This window comes from Verrucosispora sp. ts21 (assembly GCF_002879555.1).
Lineage (GTDB): Bacteria > Actinomycetota > Actinomycetes > Mycobacteriales > Micromonosporaceae > Micromonospora > Micromonospora gifhornensis.
In genome coordinates, this window is the sequence record NZ_PNOZ01000117.1 from 1 (window position 1) to 14,720 (window position 14,720).

15 protein-coding genes and 1 tRNA gene are annotated in these 14,720 nt (G+C 70.6%); 8 read left to right on the forward strand and 8 right to left on the reverse strand.

What is annotated here, in order from left to right; genetic code table 11:
* Nucleotides 1-183: 183 nt before the first annotated feature.
* Nucleotides 184-717 carry a YbhB/YbcL family Raf kinase inhibitor-like protein gene (locus C1A38_RS28870; RefSeq protein WP_102660848.1) on the reverse strand — a complete coding sequence of 178 codons (534 nt, stop codon included), beginning with the start codon at nt 715-717 and terminating at the stop codon, nt 184-186.
* 101 nt (nt 718-818) lie between these two features.
* Here C1A38_RS28870 and C1A38_RS28875 point away from each other — a divergent pair, with 101 nt between their 5' ends.
* Nucleotides 819-1,589, forward strand: a complete 771-nt coding sequence (locus tag C1A38_RS28875) for a phosphotransferase (RefSeq protein ID WP_102660858.1) — start codon at nt 819-821, stop codon at nt 1,587-1,589.
* Between the two features lie 36 nt (nt 1,590-1,625).
* On the opposite strand, the gene C1A38_RS28880 is transcribed toward C1A38_RS28875, so the two are convergent.
* Nucleotides 1,626-1,712 (reverse strand) — tRNA-Ser (locus tag C1A38_RS28880).
* Between the two features lie 157 nt (nt 1,713-1,869).
* On the opposite strand from C1A38_RS28880, the gene C1A38_RS28885 reads away from it, so the two are divergent.
* Nucleotides 1,870-2,847, forward strand: a complete 978-nt coding sequence (locus tag C1A38_RS28885) for an NAD(P)H-quinone oxidoreductase (protein ID WP_102660849.1) — start codon at nt 1,870-1,872, stop codon at nt 2,845-2,847.
* Between the two features lie 3 nt (nt 2,848-2,850).
* Here the strand turns inward: C1A38_RS28885 and soxR are convergent, their stop codons facing one another.
* Nucleotides 2,851-3,288, reverse strand: a complete 438-nt coding sequence (soxR, locus tag C1A38_RS28890) for a redox-sensitive transcriptional activator SoxR (RefSeq protein ID WP_102660859.1) — start codon at nt 3,286-3,288, stop codon at nt 2,851-2,853.
* A 47-nt stretch (nt 3,289-3,335) separates the two neighbouring features.
* Here soxR and C1A38_RS28895 point away from each other — a divergent pair, with 47 nt between their 5' ends.
* Both C1A38_RS28895 and C1A38_RS28900 read left to right on the forward strand, forming a co-directional pair.
* Nucleotides 3,336-4,097, forward strand: coding sequence for a thiamine pyrophosphate-binding protein (locus tag C1A38_RS28895; RefSeq protein ID WP_102660850.1), 762 nt, complete (start codon nt 3,336-3,338; stop codon nt 4,095-4,097).
* A 29-nt stretch (nt 4,098-4,126) separates the two neighbouring features.
* Nucleotides 4,127-5,023: a transketolase family protein gene (locus tag C1A38_RS28900; RefSeq protein WP_102660860.1), complete on the forward strand. Its 897-nt coding sequence runs from the start codon at nt 4,127-4,129 to the stop codon at nt 5,021-5,023.
* Here C1A38_RS28900 and C1A38_RS28905 read toward each other — a convergent pair.
* Complete coding sequence (locus tag C1A38_RS28905; RefSeq protein WP_013736487.1) at nt 5,020-5,718, reverse strand: glycosyltransferase family 2 protein; 699 nt, start codon at nt 5,716-5,718, stop codon at nt 5,020-5,022. The two genes, C1A38_RS28900 and C1A38_RS28905, sit on opposite strands and share 4 nt — an antisense overlap.
* A gap of 124 nt (nt 5,719-5,842) precedes the next feature.
* Here C1A38_RS28905 and C1A38_RS28910 point away from each other — a divergent pair, with 124 nt between their 5' ends.
* Both C1A38_RS28910 and C1A38_RS28915 read left to right on the forward strand, forming a co-directional pair.
* A complete protein-coding gene (locus C1A38_RS28910; RefSeq protein ID WP_102660851.1) occupies nt 5,843-8,077 on the forward strand; it encodes a glycosyltransferase family 39 protein in 2,235 nt (744 codons plus the stop codon).
* Nucleotides 8,078-8,209: 132 nt separating this feature from the next.
* Nucleotides 8,210-9,811 carry a ricin-type beta-trefoil lectin domain protein gene (locus C1A38_RS28915; RefSeq protein ID WP_102660852.1) on the forward strand — a complete coding sequence of 534 codons (1,602 nt, stop codon included), beginning with the start codon at nt 8,210-8,212 and terminating at the stop codon, nt 9,809-9,811.
* A 74-nt stretch (nt 9,812-9,885) separates the two neighbouring features.
* On the opposite strand, the gene C1A38_RS28920 is transcribed toward C1A38_RS28915, so the two are convergent.
* Both C1A38_RS28920 and C1A38_RS28925 read right to left on the reverse strand, forming a co-directional pair.
* Nucleotides 9,886-10,395 (reverse strand): hypothetical protein, encoded by a 510-nt coding sequence (locus tag C1A38_RS28920; protein ID WP_102660853.1) that lies wholly within the window; start codon nt 10,393-10,395, stop codon nt 9,886-9,888.
* Nucleotides 10,396-10,488: 93 nt separating this feature from the next.
* Complete coding sequence (locus C1A38_RS28925; RefSeq protein ID WP_102660854.1) at nt 10,489-11,661, reverse strand: thiolase family protein; 1,173 nt, start codon at nt 11,659-11,661, stop codon at nt 10,489-10,491.
* A 127-nt stretch (nt 11,662-11,788) separates the two neighbouring features.
* Between C1A38_RS28925 and C1A38_RS28930 the strand changes: the two genes are divergently transcribed.
* The gene (locus C1A38_RS28930; RefSeq protein ID WP_102660855.1) at nt 11,789-12,262 is read left to right on the forward strand and encodes a PH domain-containing protein; all 474 of its coding nucleotides are present in this window, start codon (nt 11,789-11,791) and stop codon (nt 12,260-12,262) included.
* Here the strand turns inward: C1A38_RS28930 and C1A38_RS28935 are convergent.
* Together C1A38_RS28935 and C1A38_RS28940 are read right to left on the reverse strand one after the other, a co-directional pair.
* Nucleotides 12,218-13,129, reverse strand: a complete 912-nt coding sequence (locus tag C1A38_RS28935) for a rhomboid family intramembrane serine protease (protein ID WP_102660856.1) — start codon at nt 13,127-13,129, stop codon at nt 12,218-12,220. The two genes, C1A38_RS28930 and C1A38_RS28935, sit on opposite strands and share 45 nt — an antisense overlap.
* Nucleotides 13,130-13,275: 146 nt before the next feature.
* Complete coding sequence (locus C1A38_RS28940; protein ID WP_102660857.1) at nt 13,276-13,806, reverse strand: peptidylprolyl isomerase; 531 nt, start codon at nt 13,804-13,806, stop codon at nt 13,276-13,278.
* A gap of 59 nt (nt 13,807-13,865) precedes the next feature.
* Here C1A38_RS28940 and C1A38_RS28945 point away from each other — a divergent pair, with 59 nt between their 5' ends.
* Nucleotides 13,866-14,669, forward strand: coding sequence for a hypothetical protein (locus C1A38_RS28945; RefSeq protein WP_102660861.1), 804 nt, complete (start codon nt 13,866-13,868; stop codon nt 14,667-14,669).
* Nucleotides 14,670-14,720 lie beyond the last annotated feature (51 nt).

Here is a 14,720-nt window from a genome sequence, read left to right on the forward strand (position 1 = left end):
CCACCCCACCCCACACCCTCCCCGCGGCGCTCCCCCGCCGCGCTCCCCGCCGGGTTGCCCGCCGCGCTCCCCGCCGCGTTGATCAAGAGGTTTGCGTCTGGATCCGGCCGGATTCTGACGCAAACCTCTTGATCAACTGGGTTCAGGGCGCGGGGTTCAGGGCGCGGGGTGCAGGGCGAGGGGTCAGGGCGCGATCTGGTAGGTGGGGCGGATGGTGGCGCGGGCGAGGGTGTGGAAGGTCAGGTTGAAGCCGACGTACGCCGGGGTGGCGTCGGGGGTGAGGTCGAGGCGGTCCACGTCGAGTGCGTGGACCGCGAAGACGTACCGGTGGGGGCGGTCACCGGGCGGCGGGGCCGCGCCGCCGAAGCCCTGCTCGCCGTAGTCGTTGCGGACGGTGAACCCGCCGCGCAGGTCGTCGTCGGCGACCCCCCGCGGCAACTCGGTCACGTCGGCCGGCAGGTTCACCAGCACCCAGTGCCAGAAGCCGCTACCGGTCGGCGCGTCCGGGTCGAAGCAGGTCACCGCGAAACCCTTGGTCTCGGCCGGAAAACCCGACCAGGACAGCTGCGGCGAGACATTGCCGCCGCCGGTGCTGCCGTGCGCGTGCGCAGCATCCATCGGCTCACCGTTCTGGACGTCCTGACTGGTCAGCGTGAACGAGGCGACCGTCGGCAGCAGCTCGTACGGGTCCGGGGCGATGGGACGTTCCAGGGTCATCGACACAGGTCCTTCCGGTGGATGTACTTTTCTGGCACCCTTCATACCCCGCGAGCGGCCCGCATTCGAGCGAACCGCGTACCGACCTTGTCCTGATGAGCATGACTGAACGACAGGAATTCCGCGGCGGGGTGAACGTCGTGCGCCGTCACGGCGACGTCGTCCACCGGCCGGCGTCACCAGCGACGCCAGCGATCCATCGACTCCTACGGCACCTTCACGACCACGGATTCCACGGCGCTCCGGAGCCACGCGGCTTCGACAGCGAGGGCAACGAGATAGTCACCTTCCTCGACGGTGAGGTGCCCGACGCGCTCACGCCGGACCTGCGTACGCGCGAGTTCCTCACCTCCGCAGCCACCCTGCTGCGCAGGCTCCACGACGCGAGCGTCACGTTCCGGCCGCTCCCCGACGACCACTGGCTCGTCCCGGTCCGGCAGCCGGCCGAGGTCATGTGCCACGGTGACGCCGCCCAGTACAACTGTGTGGTCAAGGGCGGCCGGGCGGTCGGTTTCATCGACTTCGACTGTGCTCATCCCGGGCCACGCAGCTGGGACGTCGCCTACGCTGTCTACCGGTTCGGACCGTTGCAGGGGCCGGACAATCCGGAAAGCTTCGGCACGCCGCAGGAGCAGGGCCGTCGAGTCGCCGACTTCTGCCGCGCGTACGGGCCGGAGGTGGGTGCCGAGGTCGTCGACGTCGTCCCGGACCGCTTACAGGCGCTCATTGACTTCATGCGCGATCAGGCCGGCCAAGGCAACGAGGCGTTCCAGCGGCACATCGCGGAAGGGCACGCCGAGCTTTACGCGGCGGACATCCGCTACGTACGGGCGCACCACGACATCCTGCGCGCCGCCTTCGAGCCGAGCTAGCCCAGCCGACAGGACATCGGGCACCTTTTCAACGGGCGGAGGGTGTGGGATTCGAACCCACGAAGACATCGCTGCCTTACCGGTTTTCAAGACCAGCGCCATCGGCCACTAGGCGAACCCTCCCGGACCGCGCGCCGCGCGGTCGTGCTTAGTCTGCCACGCCCGAGCGAGCGCCGAACGGGGGGAGCTACCCGTTTCGTCATGATCACTCACCCTCTGTGCGGGCAGCAGATGGGGACCTTGAGGTGGGGTGCGGGTCGGATCGGGTAAGACTGGGGACATGCGCGCGATCGTCGTTTCCGAGCCGGGTGGGCCGGAGGTGCTGAGCTGGAGCGAGGTGCCTGATCCGCAGCCGGGGCCGGGCGAGGTGCTTGTCGACGTACGGGCCACCGCCGTCAACCGGGCCGACCTGTTGCAGCGGCAGGGGCACTACCCACCCCCGCCGGGTGCGTCGGAGTATCTCGGGCTGGAGTGCTCAGGTGTGATCAGCGCGGTCGGTGACGGGGTGGACGGCTGGGCGGTGGGCCAGGAGGTCTGCGCGTTGCTGGCCGGTGGCGGGTACGCCGAGCGGGTGGCGGTGCCGGTGGGGCAGCTGCTTCCCGTACCGGATGGGGTTGATCTGGTGGATGCCGCGGCGTTGCCGGAGGTGGCGTCGACGGTCTGGTCCAACGTGGTCGAGCTGGCGCGGTTGGCGGCGGGCGAGACGTTGCTTGTGCACGGCGGTGGCAGCGGGATCGGCACGTTCGCGATCCAGTTGGGTGCGGCGTGGGGCGCGACGGTGGTGGCGACCGCCCGGGCGGCCAAGCACGATCGGCTGCGGGCGTTGGGTGCGGCGCACCTGATCGACTATCGGGAGCAGGACTTCGTCGAGGAGGTCCGCAGGGTCACCTCCGGCGGGGGCGCCGACGTCATCCTCGACATCATGGGCGCGTCGTACCTGGGCCGTAACGTCGCCGCTCTGGCGTACGACGGGCGGCTCGTGACGATCGGCATGCAGGGTGGGCGCAAGGGGGAGCTGGACCTCGGTGCGTTGCTGGCCAAGCGCGGCACCATCGCCGCGACGGCGCTGCGGTCCCGCCCGTTGGAGCAGAAGAGTGCCATCGTCCGTGGGGTACGCGAACAGGTGTGGCCGCTGGTCGAGGCCTGTCGGATCCGGCCGGTGATCGACCGGCGGATGCCGATCAGCGAGGCGGCCGAGGCGCACCGCCTGGTCGAGTCGAGCGACCATGTCGGCAAGGTGCTGCTGACCGTCGACTGAGCATCAGCGGGGCAGGGTCAGTCGCGCTCCGGGGCCTTCACCGGCCAACTCGTCGCCGGGGTTGTAGAGGTTGCAGCGGCTCAGGGACAGGCAGCCGCAGCCGATGCAGCCGTCGAGGTCGTCGCGGAGCCGGTTCAACAACCTGATCTTCTCGTCCAGGCGGTCGCGCCAGGCCATCGACAGCTGCGCCCAGTCGTCGGCGGTGGGCGTACGCGAGGCGGGCAGTGAGTCCAGTGCGGACCTGATCTCCTCCAGCGAGATGCCGACCTGCTGGGCGATCCGGATGAAGGCGACCCGGCGCAACTCGCCACGGTGGTACCGACGCTGGTTGCCGCCGGTGCGGTCGGCCCGGATCAGCCCCAGCCGCTCGTAGTAGCGCAGCGCGGACTGGGCCACCCCACTGCGGGCGGCGAGTTGACCGATGGTGAGTGCTTCGTGCATCACTTTCGCCTTGAGCTGAACCCTGCTTCAACTTGCAGGCTAGCCGCATGTCCTCACTAGCCACCATCACCACGCAGGTCGCCGAGGCGGCCGCACCGCTTGACGGCCGACACCCCGTCACCCCGCTGGACGGCCAGCACCCCGTCGCCCCGCTGCTGGAGCGGGTCCGTGCCGGGCGCGACTTCGGGCCGAATGTCTACTCGACCCTCGACGTGCTGTGGGTGCTCTACGACCGCATCCTGCGGGTCACCCCGGCAACCGTCGACGAACCCGACCGGGATCGGTTCCTGCTCTCCAAGGGGCATGCGGTCGCCGGCTACTACGCCGTGCTGGCCGCGAAGGGGTTCATCCCACCCGACTGGCTCGACGATCAGGGTGGGCCGGGCAGCCTGCTCGGCGACCACCCGGACCGGACGCTGGTGCCGGGAGTGGAGATCGGCTCCGGGTCGCTCGGGCACGGTCTCGGCCTGGCCGTCGGCAGCGCGCTCGGCCTGCGCGCCCAGGGCCTGCTCGACCCCCGGGTGTACGTGCTGCTCGGCGACGCCGAACTGGACGAGGGCTCCAACCACGAGGCGATCGCGTACGCCGGTGCCGTCGGCCTGTCGAACCTGACCGCGGTCGTGGTCGACAACTCCTCCGCCACGTACGGCTGGCCGGGCGGGGTGGCCACCCGCTTCACGGTCAACGGGTGGACCGCCGCCACCGTCGACGGGCACGACCAGGACGCCCTGCACGCGGCCCTGACCGGGCACCACGGCCACCGGCCGCACGTCGTCGTCGCGGTCGTCAACAACGGAGAGCAGGCATGAGCGAGTTGAGCACGGTAGCGGAACTGAGCATGCGGGACTGCTTCGTCGACACCACCACCGCCCTGCTGGCCGAGAAGCCGCGTACGGCGTTGGTGCTCGCCGACATCTCCGCCTCCCTGTTCGCCTCGGCAGCCGAGCGGCACCCCGACCGGGTGCTCAACGTCGGCATCCGGGAGCAGTTGATGGTGGGGGTGGCCGGTGGGCTGGCGTTGACCGGGTTGCGTCCGATCGTGCACAGCTACGCGCCGTTCCTGGTGGAGCGGGCGTACGAGCAGATCAAGCTCGACCTCGACCACCAGGCGGCGAGCGCGGTGCTGGTCGGCATCGGCGGCTCGTTCGACCGGGCGGAGTCCGGTCGCACCCACTTCAGCCCGGCGGACGTCGCGCTCGTCGACACCCTCGGCGACTGGACGGTGCACGTGCCGGGGCACCCGGGCGAGGTGTCCGGGCTGCTGCGTGCGACGGTGGCCGCCGACACCTCGGCGTACCTGCGGCTGTCGATCCTGCAGAACGACCGCGCGTACGCCGGTGCCGGTGATCTGGTGGTGGTGCGGGACGCGGGTCCCGGCGCGGCCCTGCTGGTCGCGGTCGGCCCGATGCTGGACGCGGCGCTGGCCGCCGTCGCGGACCTGCCCGTCACGGTGGCCTACACGCACCGGCCGCGTCCGTTCGACGTCGCCGGCCTGCGGGCGCTCGCCGGCACAGAGGTGATCCTGGTCGAGCCCTACCTGGCGGGGACTTCCGCCCGCGTGGTCTCGGCAGCGCTGGCGGATCGGCCGCACCGGCTGCTCACGCTCGGGGTCGGTCGGGAGGAGCTACGCCGCTACGGTTCGGCGGAGGATCATCTGCGCTGGCACGGGCTGGACCCGGCCGGGTTGCGCCGGGCGTTGACCGGCTTCCTCACCCCGGCCGCGGTCGCGGGCTAGGCAGCGGTGGGACGGCGGCGAGTGCGCTCGCGTCCGAGGATCCAGAGCGCCTCGACCCCGTCCCGCCAGGTGATCTTCTTGCCTTCTTCGCGGCCCCGGGCCCGGTAGCTGATCGGCACCTCGTACGGCCGGATGCGGCGACGCAGCAGCTTGCCGGTCACCTCGGCCTCCATGCCGAAGCCTCGGGAGCGGATGTCCAGCGAGCGGTAGAGCGCGACCGGCATCAGCTTGAAGCAGGTCTCCAGGTCGCCGATGTAGGAGTTGAACAGCACATTGGCGGCCATGGTGACACCTCGGTTGCCCATCACGTACCAGAAGCTGTAGGCGCTGTGGCTGCCGAAGGTCCGGTTGCCGTAGACCACGGTGGCCCGGCCGTCGAGCACCGGGGCGAGCAGTTTGGGGATGTCCTGCGGGTCGTACTCCAGGTCCGCGTCGAGGATGACCATGTATTCGCCCTCGGCGGCGGCGACCGCCGTACGGATCGCGGCACCCTTGCCTGCGTTGCGTTGATGCGTGATCACGCGCAGTCGGGCGTCGTCGGCGCGACCGAGAACCTCTCCGGTGCCGTCGCGGCTGCCGTCATCGACCACCACGAGTTCGATCTCGCACGGATATTCCACGGCCAACGCCTGCTTGAGGGCGTCCCCGATGCGCTCTTCCTCGTTGTAGACCGGCATGAGGATCGACAGCTTCACGGGAATCTCCACGAGGGCGGCAGTGTGTCGGCCATAGCCTAGCCTGGCAGCTCAGCGATGTGGTGGCGACTGCCGATGGACATCCGCCATCGCACATTCAGGCTGATGGTGTTTACTTCCGGCCATGTCGGCCGTCGGCTTTCCGCTCGTCCTGGCACCCGTCGCTGCCGTCGTCGCGCTGACCGTGGCGTTACGGCCACGGACCGTGGACCGTGTCGCGCCCCGGCGCCTCGCGGTGATCCGGGCCGCCCTGGCCACTGGCGCGTTCGCGGTGGTGACAGTCGAGGTGCTGGGCGGGTCGGGGCTGCTGACACTGCCCGCGTTCGCCGTGGCCTGGCTGCTCTTCGTGGTCGGGTGCGTGGCGGCGGCCGGGTGGCGGCAGCGCCGCGACCGGCGGAACCTGTCCACCGAGGCCGTGACGGCGTCCCTTGCGGATGCCGTGGACCGCACCGCCGCACCGCCGCCCGCGCTGGTCACGGCCGGGTCGGGCACGTCGGTGTCGTCCGGCACCCGACTGGCCACCGAGGTCCGCCCCGCCGGGGCAGGCTTCGACCGGGCACCGACGCCGGGCGGGGACGGCCCGGCACGCTGGTGGGCGCCGATCACCGGTTTCTGGCGTACGGCGGGTCGGGGCGAGCGGCTGCTCGCCGGTACGGTCGGCGGCCTCGTCCTGGTCGAGCTGCTGATCGCGCTGCTGGCCGCGCCGAACAACTTCGACTCGCAGACCTACCACCTGCCGAAGGTGGAACGGTGGGTGGCGCAGGGTGACCTGACGTTCTGGGCGACGGCGATCCACCGGCAGGTCACCATTCCACCGGGTGCCGAGTATCTGCTGCTGCACCTGCGCCTGTTCACCGGCTCGGACGCACTGTTCAACCTGGTCCAGTGGGCCGCCGGGGTGGGTGCCCTGCTGGCGGTGACCCGGCTGACCGCTCAACTGGGCGGTGGTCGACGGGCCCAGTTGCTTACCGCGTTCCTGCTGGCCACCACGCCGATGGTGACGTTGCAGGCGACCAGCACCCAGACCGATCTGGTCTGTGCCGCCTGGGTGGTCTGCGCGGCCACTCTGGCCCTGGACGGGCTGCGGCGACGCGCCCACCTCGGCGACCTGCTCGCCCTGGGTGCGGCCACCGGTCTGGCGGCAGTGACGAAGACAAGTGGACTGCTCGCGGTGGGGCCGCTGCTGGTGCTCTGGGGGCTGGGTCAGTTGCGCCTGGCGTACCTGGCCCGGTCGGCCGGTCGGCGGCGGATTCCGGCCGGCAGCCTGGCCCGTACGGTCGGCGCGTCGGTGCTGATCCTGGTGGTCGCCGCCACCGTGGTCGGTCCCTTCCTGGGCCGGGTGTACGCCGAGTTCGGTCATCCGCTCGGCCCGGACCGGCTGCGCAACTCGGTGCCGATGGAGCGGCACGATCCGCCGTCGGTGCTGGTCAACGCGCTGCGCATCGGGCACACCGCGTTCGACACCCCGCTGGCACCGCTGCGGGACGTCACCGCCCGGGTGATCGTCGGGGTGGCCGACCTGCTCGGCGTCGATCCGCAGGACCGCGACATCACCTTCGGGCGGGAGAGCTTCCCTGAGCCGTCCTGGTACCCGGACGAGGATCGGGTGGCCTTCCCGCTGGCCGGGGTGCTGGCGTTGCTCGCCGTCGTGGCGGCGCTACGCCGCCCGGCCCGGATCAGCCCCGGTACGGCCGGGGCGTTGCGGGCGTACGGCCTGGTGGTCGTGGTGGCGGTGCTGCTGCACACCACGATGATCAAATGGCAGCCCTGGGGGAACCGGCTGTTGCTCTATGCGGTGGCGGTGGCGGTGCCGCTGGCCGGGCTCTGGCTGGACGCGCTGCTGCGCCGCTCGGCCTCGGCGAGGCTCGCCGGCACGTCGGGACGCGCTGCGGGTGGGCGGCGGTCGATCGCCACGACAGTCGTGGTGACGGTGTTGGCGACCTCTGCACTGGCCGGCGTGCTGGCGGTGTCGTACGGCTTTCCCCGCAGGCTGGTCGGCACGGGCTCGGTCTTCACCACCGCCGAGTGGGAGTTGCGTTTCCTGCGGCGTCCCCAGTGGGCGGAGGAGTACCGGTGGGCGGCCGACGCGGTACGCGCCGCCGAGGCCCGCCGGATCGGCCTGTCGCAGCGCAACGACGACTGGGAGTACCCGTGGTGGTTGCTGCTGCGTGACGAGAACGGCCGGTCACCGGAGTTGGTCGCGCTCCAGTCGGTGGTGGACGGCCGTCCGGCGGCCGACCCGACGTCGGTGGACGCGATCGTCTGCGTCGGCAGTCGGACCCTCTGCGCGGACCTGGTGCCCGACGGCTGGGAGTTCGAGTTCCGCAGTTACGTCGGCTACGCCCTGCCCGGCCGCTGACCTCCTGCCCCATTTGGCCCGGTTGATCGCTGCACGCAAGTATCCCGAAGTGTATTCACATACCTGCATCTCACGCGTTACCTTCCGGTAACTCGATCGACGTCCCGCGATCGAACCGAAAGGAGCGCCTCGATGTCTGGTTCCCCTGCCAGGCGTGAACGGACGCCCCGACGGCGACTCGTCCAGGTCGCCGTCCTCGCCACCGCTCTCGTCCTGCCCATGCTGGCCGGGCCGGCCTCACCGGCCGCCGCGGCCGACCGTCCCGCCGTCCAGCCACTCCCCGCCCACCTCGAAACGATCCGCGCCGCCGAGGCCACCCAGCTGTACGGCACTCGCGGCATCCGGCCACTCGCCCAGCGCCGCACCGCGCTGATCACCATGGGCGACAGTCAGATCTCCGGCGAAGGGGTGGGCAACTACGTGCCCGGCACCCACCAGCCGGGCAACTGGTGCGACCGCTCGTACGACCAGGCGGTGTTCCGTACCGGCATCGCCGCCGACGAGCGCTACAACATCGCCTGCTCGGGCGCCACCCCGTGGAACCTGATCGCGGGCGGCCCGACCCAGCACAACGAGCTGAACCAGGGCGACCACCTCGCCATCAAGGCGCGCAACACCAACATCAAACTGATCTGGGTGGTGGTCGGCGCCAACGGCGACGGCACGATCCAGTTCGGCCCGGTCGCCACCGACTGCGCGGTGCGCCGCGTCCTCTTCCAGGGCCCCTGCTGGCCCACCTACACCGACCAGTGGACGGTACGCACCGACGGCAGCCGGCGCGCCGTCGAGGACGCGCTCAACGACATCCGCCGGACCATGACCGGTGCCGGTTACCTCAACTCCGACTATGAGCTGGTGCTGATGTCGTACTCCAGCCCGGCCAGCCCCGACGTGGAGGACAACCCCAACTTCCCCGGTTGGTACAACGGCGGCTGCCTGCTCTACCTGGCCGACGCCGCCTTCGCCCGGAACAAGGCGGTACCGCTGTTCGAATCGGCGCTACGGGCGGCGGCGGCCAACACCGGCACCCGCTACCTCGACGGCAGCCGGCTCTTCCACGGCCATGAGGTGTGCACCGACAACACCTCCGTACGCGGCCTCTACATCGAACTCGGCGTCTGGGACGAGAACGCGGCCCGCCAGTCGTTCCACCCGAACTACCGGGGTCACGGCATGTTCGCCCAGTGCATCACCCAGTTCTACGCCTCCGGCCAGCAGCAGGGCACCTGCGTCGACCCGGCGAGCACCGGCAACGGCGTGCTCTACCCGGGCCTGATGCAGTTCAAGCAGCTGCGCAACGCCGCCACCGGCACCTGCGTGGACGGCAAGGGGTACGACTCACGCAACAACACCGCGCAGCAGTCGTACCGCTGTCACGGGGGTCGTAACCAGGGCTTCTGGTACGACCCGACGCGGCAGTCGCTGCACTCCGAGCTGTCCCACGACCGTTGCCTGGACGTCACCGGCGGATCGTTGACCTCCGGCACGACTGTCAACATCTACGACTGCCACGGTGGCAACAACCAGAAGTTCGTCTTCTCCGGCAACCAGATCCGCGCCGCCGGCAACAGCAACCTCTGCCTGGCCTTCGACAACCCGCTGCTGGGCACCCCCCGGCTGCGGTTGGCGAACTGCTCCAGCAGCTCCCGGCAGCAGTGGTCGTTCGAGTCGCGGTCGTTCGCGCAGCCCGTCGGGTACGGGTACGACGACTTCATCGGGTCTCGCGTCTACTGACGCCTGGCCCTGATCATCGGCGGGGCGGTGGGGTTCACCTGCCGCCTCGCCGGTCGTTGTCGGCGACGCGACGGTCAGTGAGCCGCGGCCGGGTGCAGCGTGGTCGGCCGGACGGCGGAGGCCTCCGCGACGGTCGCCAGTACCCGGGGTCGGGTGGTGCGTACCCGGGTGCGGAAGGCGTGGTTGAACAGCGCGTCGAGCTGCCACACCTGCTTCGGGTGCTGGGTGCGGACGAGGAAGCGCTCACGGATGCCGTCGATGGCGGTGGCCGCCAACTCGACCGAGTGCAGTCGGGGATCGGGGCTCCAGGTCACGTGGCTCAGCTCGCGCAACTCGGTGTTGAGGTGCAGCCGCAGCCGATGCAGCACCCGGGTCTGCCGGGTGATCACGAGACGTCGGTGGGTGAGCAGGAGAAGGTACTCGCCGGACATCGGCCGGTCGGGCCGGCTGCACCGGGTGACCAGAACTGTGGCGTCGCTGGAACCGACGCAGCGACGGAACACCGGCATGTGTCGGGTCGCGGTCTGCACCGCCAACCCGGCTTCGGCAGCGGCGGGAAGGAACGTTCGGGAGAAGACGTCCATGCCCTACCCAACGACCTTGCTCAACCGGTGACGTGGCTCACGCAACTGCTTTTTGCAAATTCCACGTTACGAAGATCGGCTCAGCGGCGCAGGTCAGAGCAGCTCGACGATAGTCGCATTCGCCATTCCGCCACCCTCGCACATCGTCTGGAGGCCGTAGCGGATGCCGTTGTCGCGCATGTGGGCGAGCATCGTCGTCATGATCCGGGCACCCGATCCGCCGAGCGGGTGCCCGAGCGCGATCGCCCCGCCACGCGGATTGAGCCGCTCCGGGTCCGCCTCGGTCTCCGCCAGCCAGGCCAGCGGCACCGGGGCGAACGCCTCGTTTACCTCGTACACCCCGATCTCCTCGATGCCCAGCCCCGCGCGGCGCAGCGCCTTCGCGGTGGCCGGGATCGGCGCGGTGAGCATGGCGACCGGGTCGTCGGCGGCGACCACGGCGGTGTGGATGCGGGCCAGCGGCCGCAGGCCGTGCCGGCTGGCCCACTCGCTGGTGGTGACGGCCAGCGCGGCCGCGCCGTCGGAGATCTGCGAGGCCGAACCGGCGGTGACGACTCCGTCCGGGCGGAACGGGGTGGGCAACTCGGCCAGCTTCTCCAGTGAGGTGTCCCGGCGTACGCCCTCGTCCGCGGCGAACTTGCCGCCGTCCGGGAGGACGACCGGCGCGATCTCGCCCTCGAACGCTCCCGCGTCCTGGGCGGCGGCGGCCTTCTCGTGGCTGGCCAGGGCGAACTCGTCGAGCTGAGTACGGGACAACCGCCAGCGCTGCGCGATCAACTCCGCGCCGACGCCCTGGTTGAACGGCAGCGGCGAATCCTCGGCGACGCCCTCGACGCCCCGGTAGCGGGCCAGGATCAGCTCGCTGAACGGCTGGCCACCGGCCACGCTGGAACCCATCGGCACCCGGGTCATCGACTCCACCCCGCCGGCGACCACCAGGTCGGCCTGGCCGGAGAGCACTGTGGCGGCGGCGAAGTGCAGCGCCTGCTGACTGGAGCCGCACTGCCGGTCCAGCGTGGTGCCGGGCACCGACTCGGGCCAGCCGGCGGCGAGCACCGCGTTGCGTGCCACGTTCCAGGACTGCTCGCCGACCTGGGAGACGCACCCCCACACCACGTCGTCTACCTGCGCCGGGTCGAATCCGGTCCGTTCGGCGAGGGCGCGCAGCACGTGCGCCGACAGATCCACCGGGTGCACTGCGGCAAGGCTGCCCTTGCGCCGTCCGACCGGGGTACGCACCGCACCGACGACAACCGCGTCACTCATCTGTACTCCCCGGTAACTTGGGCTGCCTCGATCCTACGCCCATCTGCCGGCCGTCCGCCCGCGCTGGCATGCTGGTCTCGTGCCTTCCGAAACGGATGCTGGTCGGGTGCCTGCCGGGACGACCCCGATGCAGTGGCGGATACCTGCCGCCATACCGGTGCTCAAGCTGGTCGGCGCGGCCGGCCTCCTCGCCCTGGGGTTCCTCCTGGCCGAGGGTGACCTGCTCCGGCCGGTGGCCGGCGCGTTGGGCGCCGCGCTGCTGGCCGGGTGGGGCGTACGAGACGTGATCGCGCCGGTCCGGCTGGCGGTCGATCCGAGCGGGATCACCGTGCCGAAGGGCTGGACCGGCCGGCAACACCTGCCCTGGTCGGCGGTGGAGAGCATCCGGGTGCAGCGCCGACCCGGACGCGGCTTCGCCGGCCCGGCGTTGGAGATCGACACCAGCGAGACGCTGCACCTGTTCAGCCGGCTCGACCTCGGCACCGACCCGGAGGACGTCGCCGACGCCCTGGCCGCCGTCCGCCCGGAGCCGCCGGCACGACCGTCCCGGCCGCCCTCAGGCGAGCAGGGCGACGGTACGGATCAGCGCCGCGCCGAGTAGCAGCACCATGATCACCGTGCCGCCCACCGCCTGCACCAGCGTCCGGTGTGACCTCGGAGCGTAGGCCAGCACCAGGGCCATGAGCCCGCCGAACACCAGGCCACCGAGGTGCCCGGCGATCGAGATCTGCGGCACGGTGAACGTGAAGATCAGGTTGATCACCAGGATCGGCAGGATCGCCGAGGTGTCCCGACCGAGCCTTCTCATGATCACGAATATCGCCGCGAAGAGACCGAAGATGGCGGTGGACGCGCCGGCCGACATCTGGTTCGGCGGGCTGAACACGTACACCGCGACGTTGCCGCCGAAGCCGGCGATGAAATAGAGCGCGGCGAAGCGCAGCGGCCCGAGCACCGCCTCCAACGACTGGCCCAGCACCCAGAGCGCCCACATGTTGAGCAGCAGGTGCAGTACGCCGTAGTGCAGGAACATCGCGGTGACCAGGCGGTACCACTGGCCCTCGGCGACCCCGCCGATGCTGCCGTCGAGGAACATCGCCCGACCCAGCACGGCACCCCACTCGGTCAGCGGGGTGCTGCCACCCATCAGACCGCCGAAGCCGGTGCCACCGGCCGCCGCGTCCCCGCCCCGGTCGGAGGCGATCGACACCAGCATGATCAGCACGTTGATCGCGATCAGCGCCTTGGTCACGTAGCCGTGCCGGCCGGCGGCACCGCCACCGAAGGCGGTACGCGCCGGCCGGACGCTACGACGTCCTTCCGACACACACTCCGGGCACTGGAAGCCGACGGATGCCTCGTTCATGCAGTCCGGACAGATCGACCGGTCGCACCTGGTGCATCTGACGTACGTCTCCCGCCCGGGGTGGCGGTAACAGGCCGGAGTGGTCGGCGCGGACTCACTCACCGCGAGCCCCAGGTGCCCGAGCGCTCAGTCATGCGAGCAAAGGTACCTTGATCCGCCGCAGCGACGGATGGGCCGCACCCCGGTCGGATCCTCCGTGCCCGCCACACCCAGGCCCGGGCGGCGGACACGGCCGGACGACGTACGGGTCAGGCGCCCTGACGCTCGATCTCGACCCGCTCGATGACGACGTCCTGCAGCGGCCGGTCGCTCGGGCCGGTGGGGGTGTTGGCGATCGAGTCGACAACCTTCGCGGACTGCTCGTCGGCCACCTGACCGAAGATGGTGTGCCGGTTGTTCAGGTGCGGGGTCGGCGAGACCGTGATGAAGAACTGCGAGCCGTTGGTGCCCGGCCCGGCGTTCGCCATCGCCAGCAGGTAGGGCCGGTCGAAACGCAGCTCGGGGTGGAACTCGTCGGCGAAGTTGTAGCCCGGGCCGCCGCGACCGGTGCCGGTCGGGTCACCCATCTGGATCATGAACCCGCTGATCACGCGGTGCGAGATGGTGCCGTCGTAGTACGGGCCGCTGCCCGGCTGGCCGGTCCGCGGGTCGGTGTACTCGCGCGTGCCCTCGGCCAGCTCGACGAAGTTGCGGACCGTCTTCGGCGCGTGGTTCGGGAAAAGCTCCAGCCGGATCGGACCGGCGTTGGTGTGCAAGGTGGCGTAGACAGCCTCGGCCACGGGTACTCCTCACTCGTTGGTCAGTTCCTTGCGGATCCTCCCATGTGCCCGATCTGGACATGCGGAGGCATCCGAAGGTGGAGGATGACAGAGGACAACTCCCAGGAGGTGGGAACGTGTTTGGATTCGCGCGGCGCAAGACCCAGGGGCAACTGGCCAGGGCCGAGCTGAACCGCGGCGTTGGTCACCTGCGTCAGGCTGCCACGCACGCGGCGAAGGGTGCCGGCGCCACCGTCGGTCCACGGGTCGAGGCGGCTCGCAGTGCCGTCATGCCAGCCACAGTCATGATCCGTGATCGCGCGTCGAGCGGTCTGGCGACGACGGCTGCGGCACTCGCGCCCCTGACCCTGGCGATGCGGCAGGCGCAGGCCGAGGCAGCCGGCAAGGCTGCCGCCGGAAAGAAGGCTGCCGCTACCAAGAGGGCGGCGGCCACCAGGAAGGTCAAGGCGAAGAACATGAAGGCGAAGAAGAAGTCCCGCCGCGGCACCATGATCGGCCTGCTCGCCGCCGGCACGGTGGCCGGCCTGGCCGGTGCGATGGCCCTGCGGCGCTACCGGGAACAGCAGACGTGGGCCGAGTACGACCCGGGCACGACGCTCGAGCCGATGCGCGAGGAGGTGGAGACCATCGAGGTGCGTACGACCGGCCCCGCCGGCGCAGGCAAGGCCTCGACCGGCGCGGGCAGTGCCGCGGTGGCCGCTGGCGACAGCGCCTCCACCACCAAGACCACCCCGCCCAAGCCCACCCCGACCGACAAGGTCCCCTCGGTCGCCGAGGGCGCCCGCACCACCAGCGGCCGCCCCGCCGACAACCTCACCCAGGCCGTCAACAACTCCCCCTCCACCTCCAACGGCCGCCCCTAACTCGAAAATCGACCGTAACTTGACGTGCGGCAGCATCCCGCGTCGCGGAGC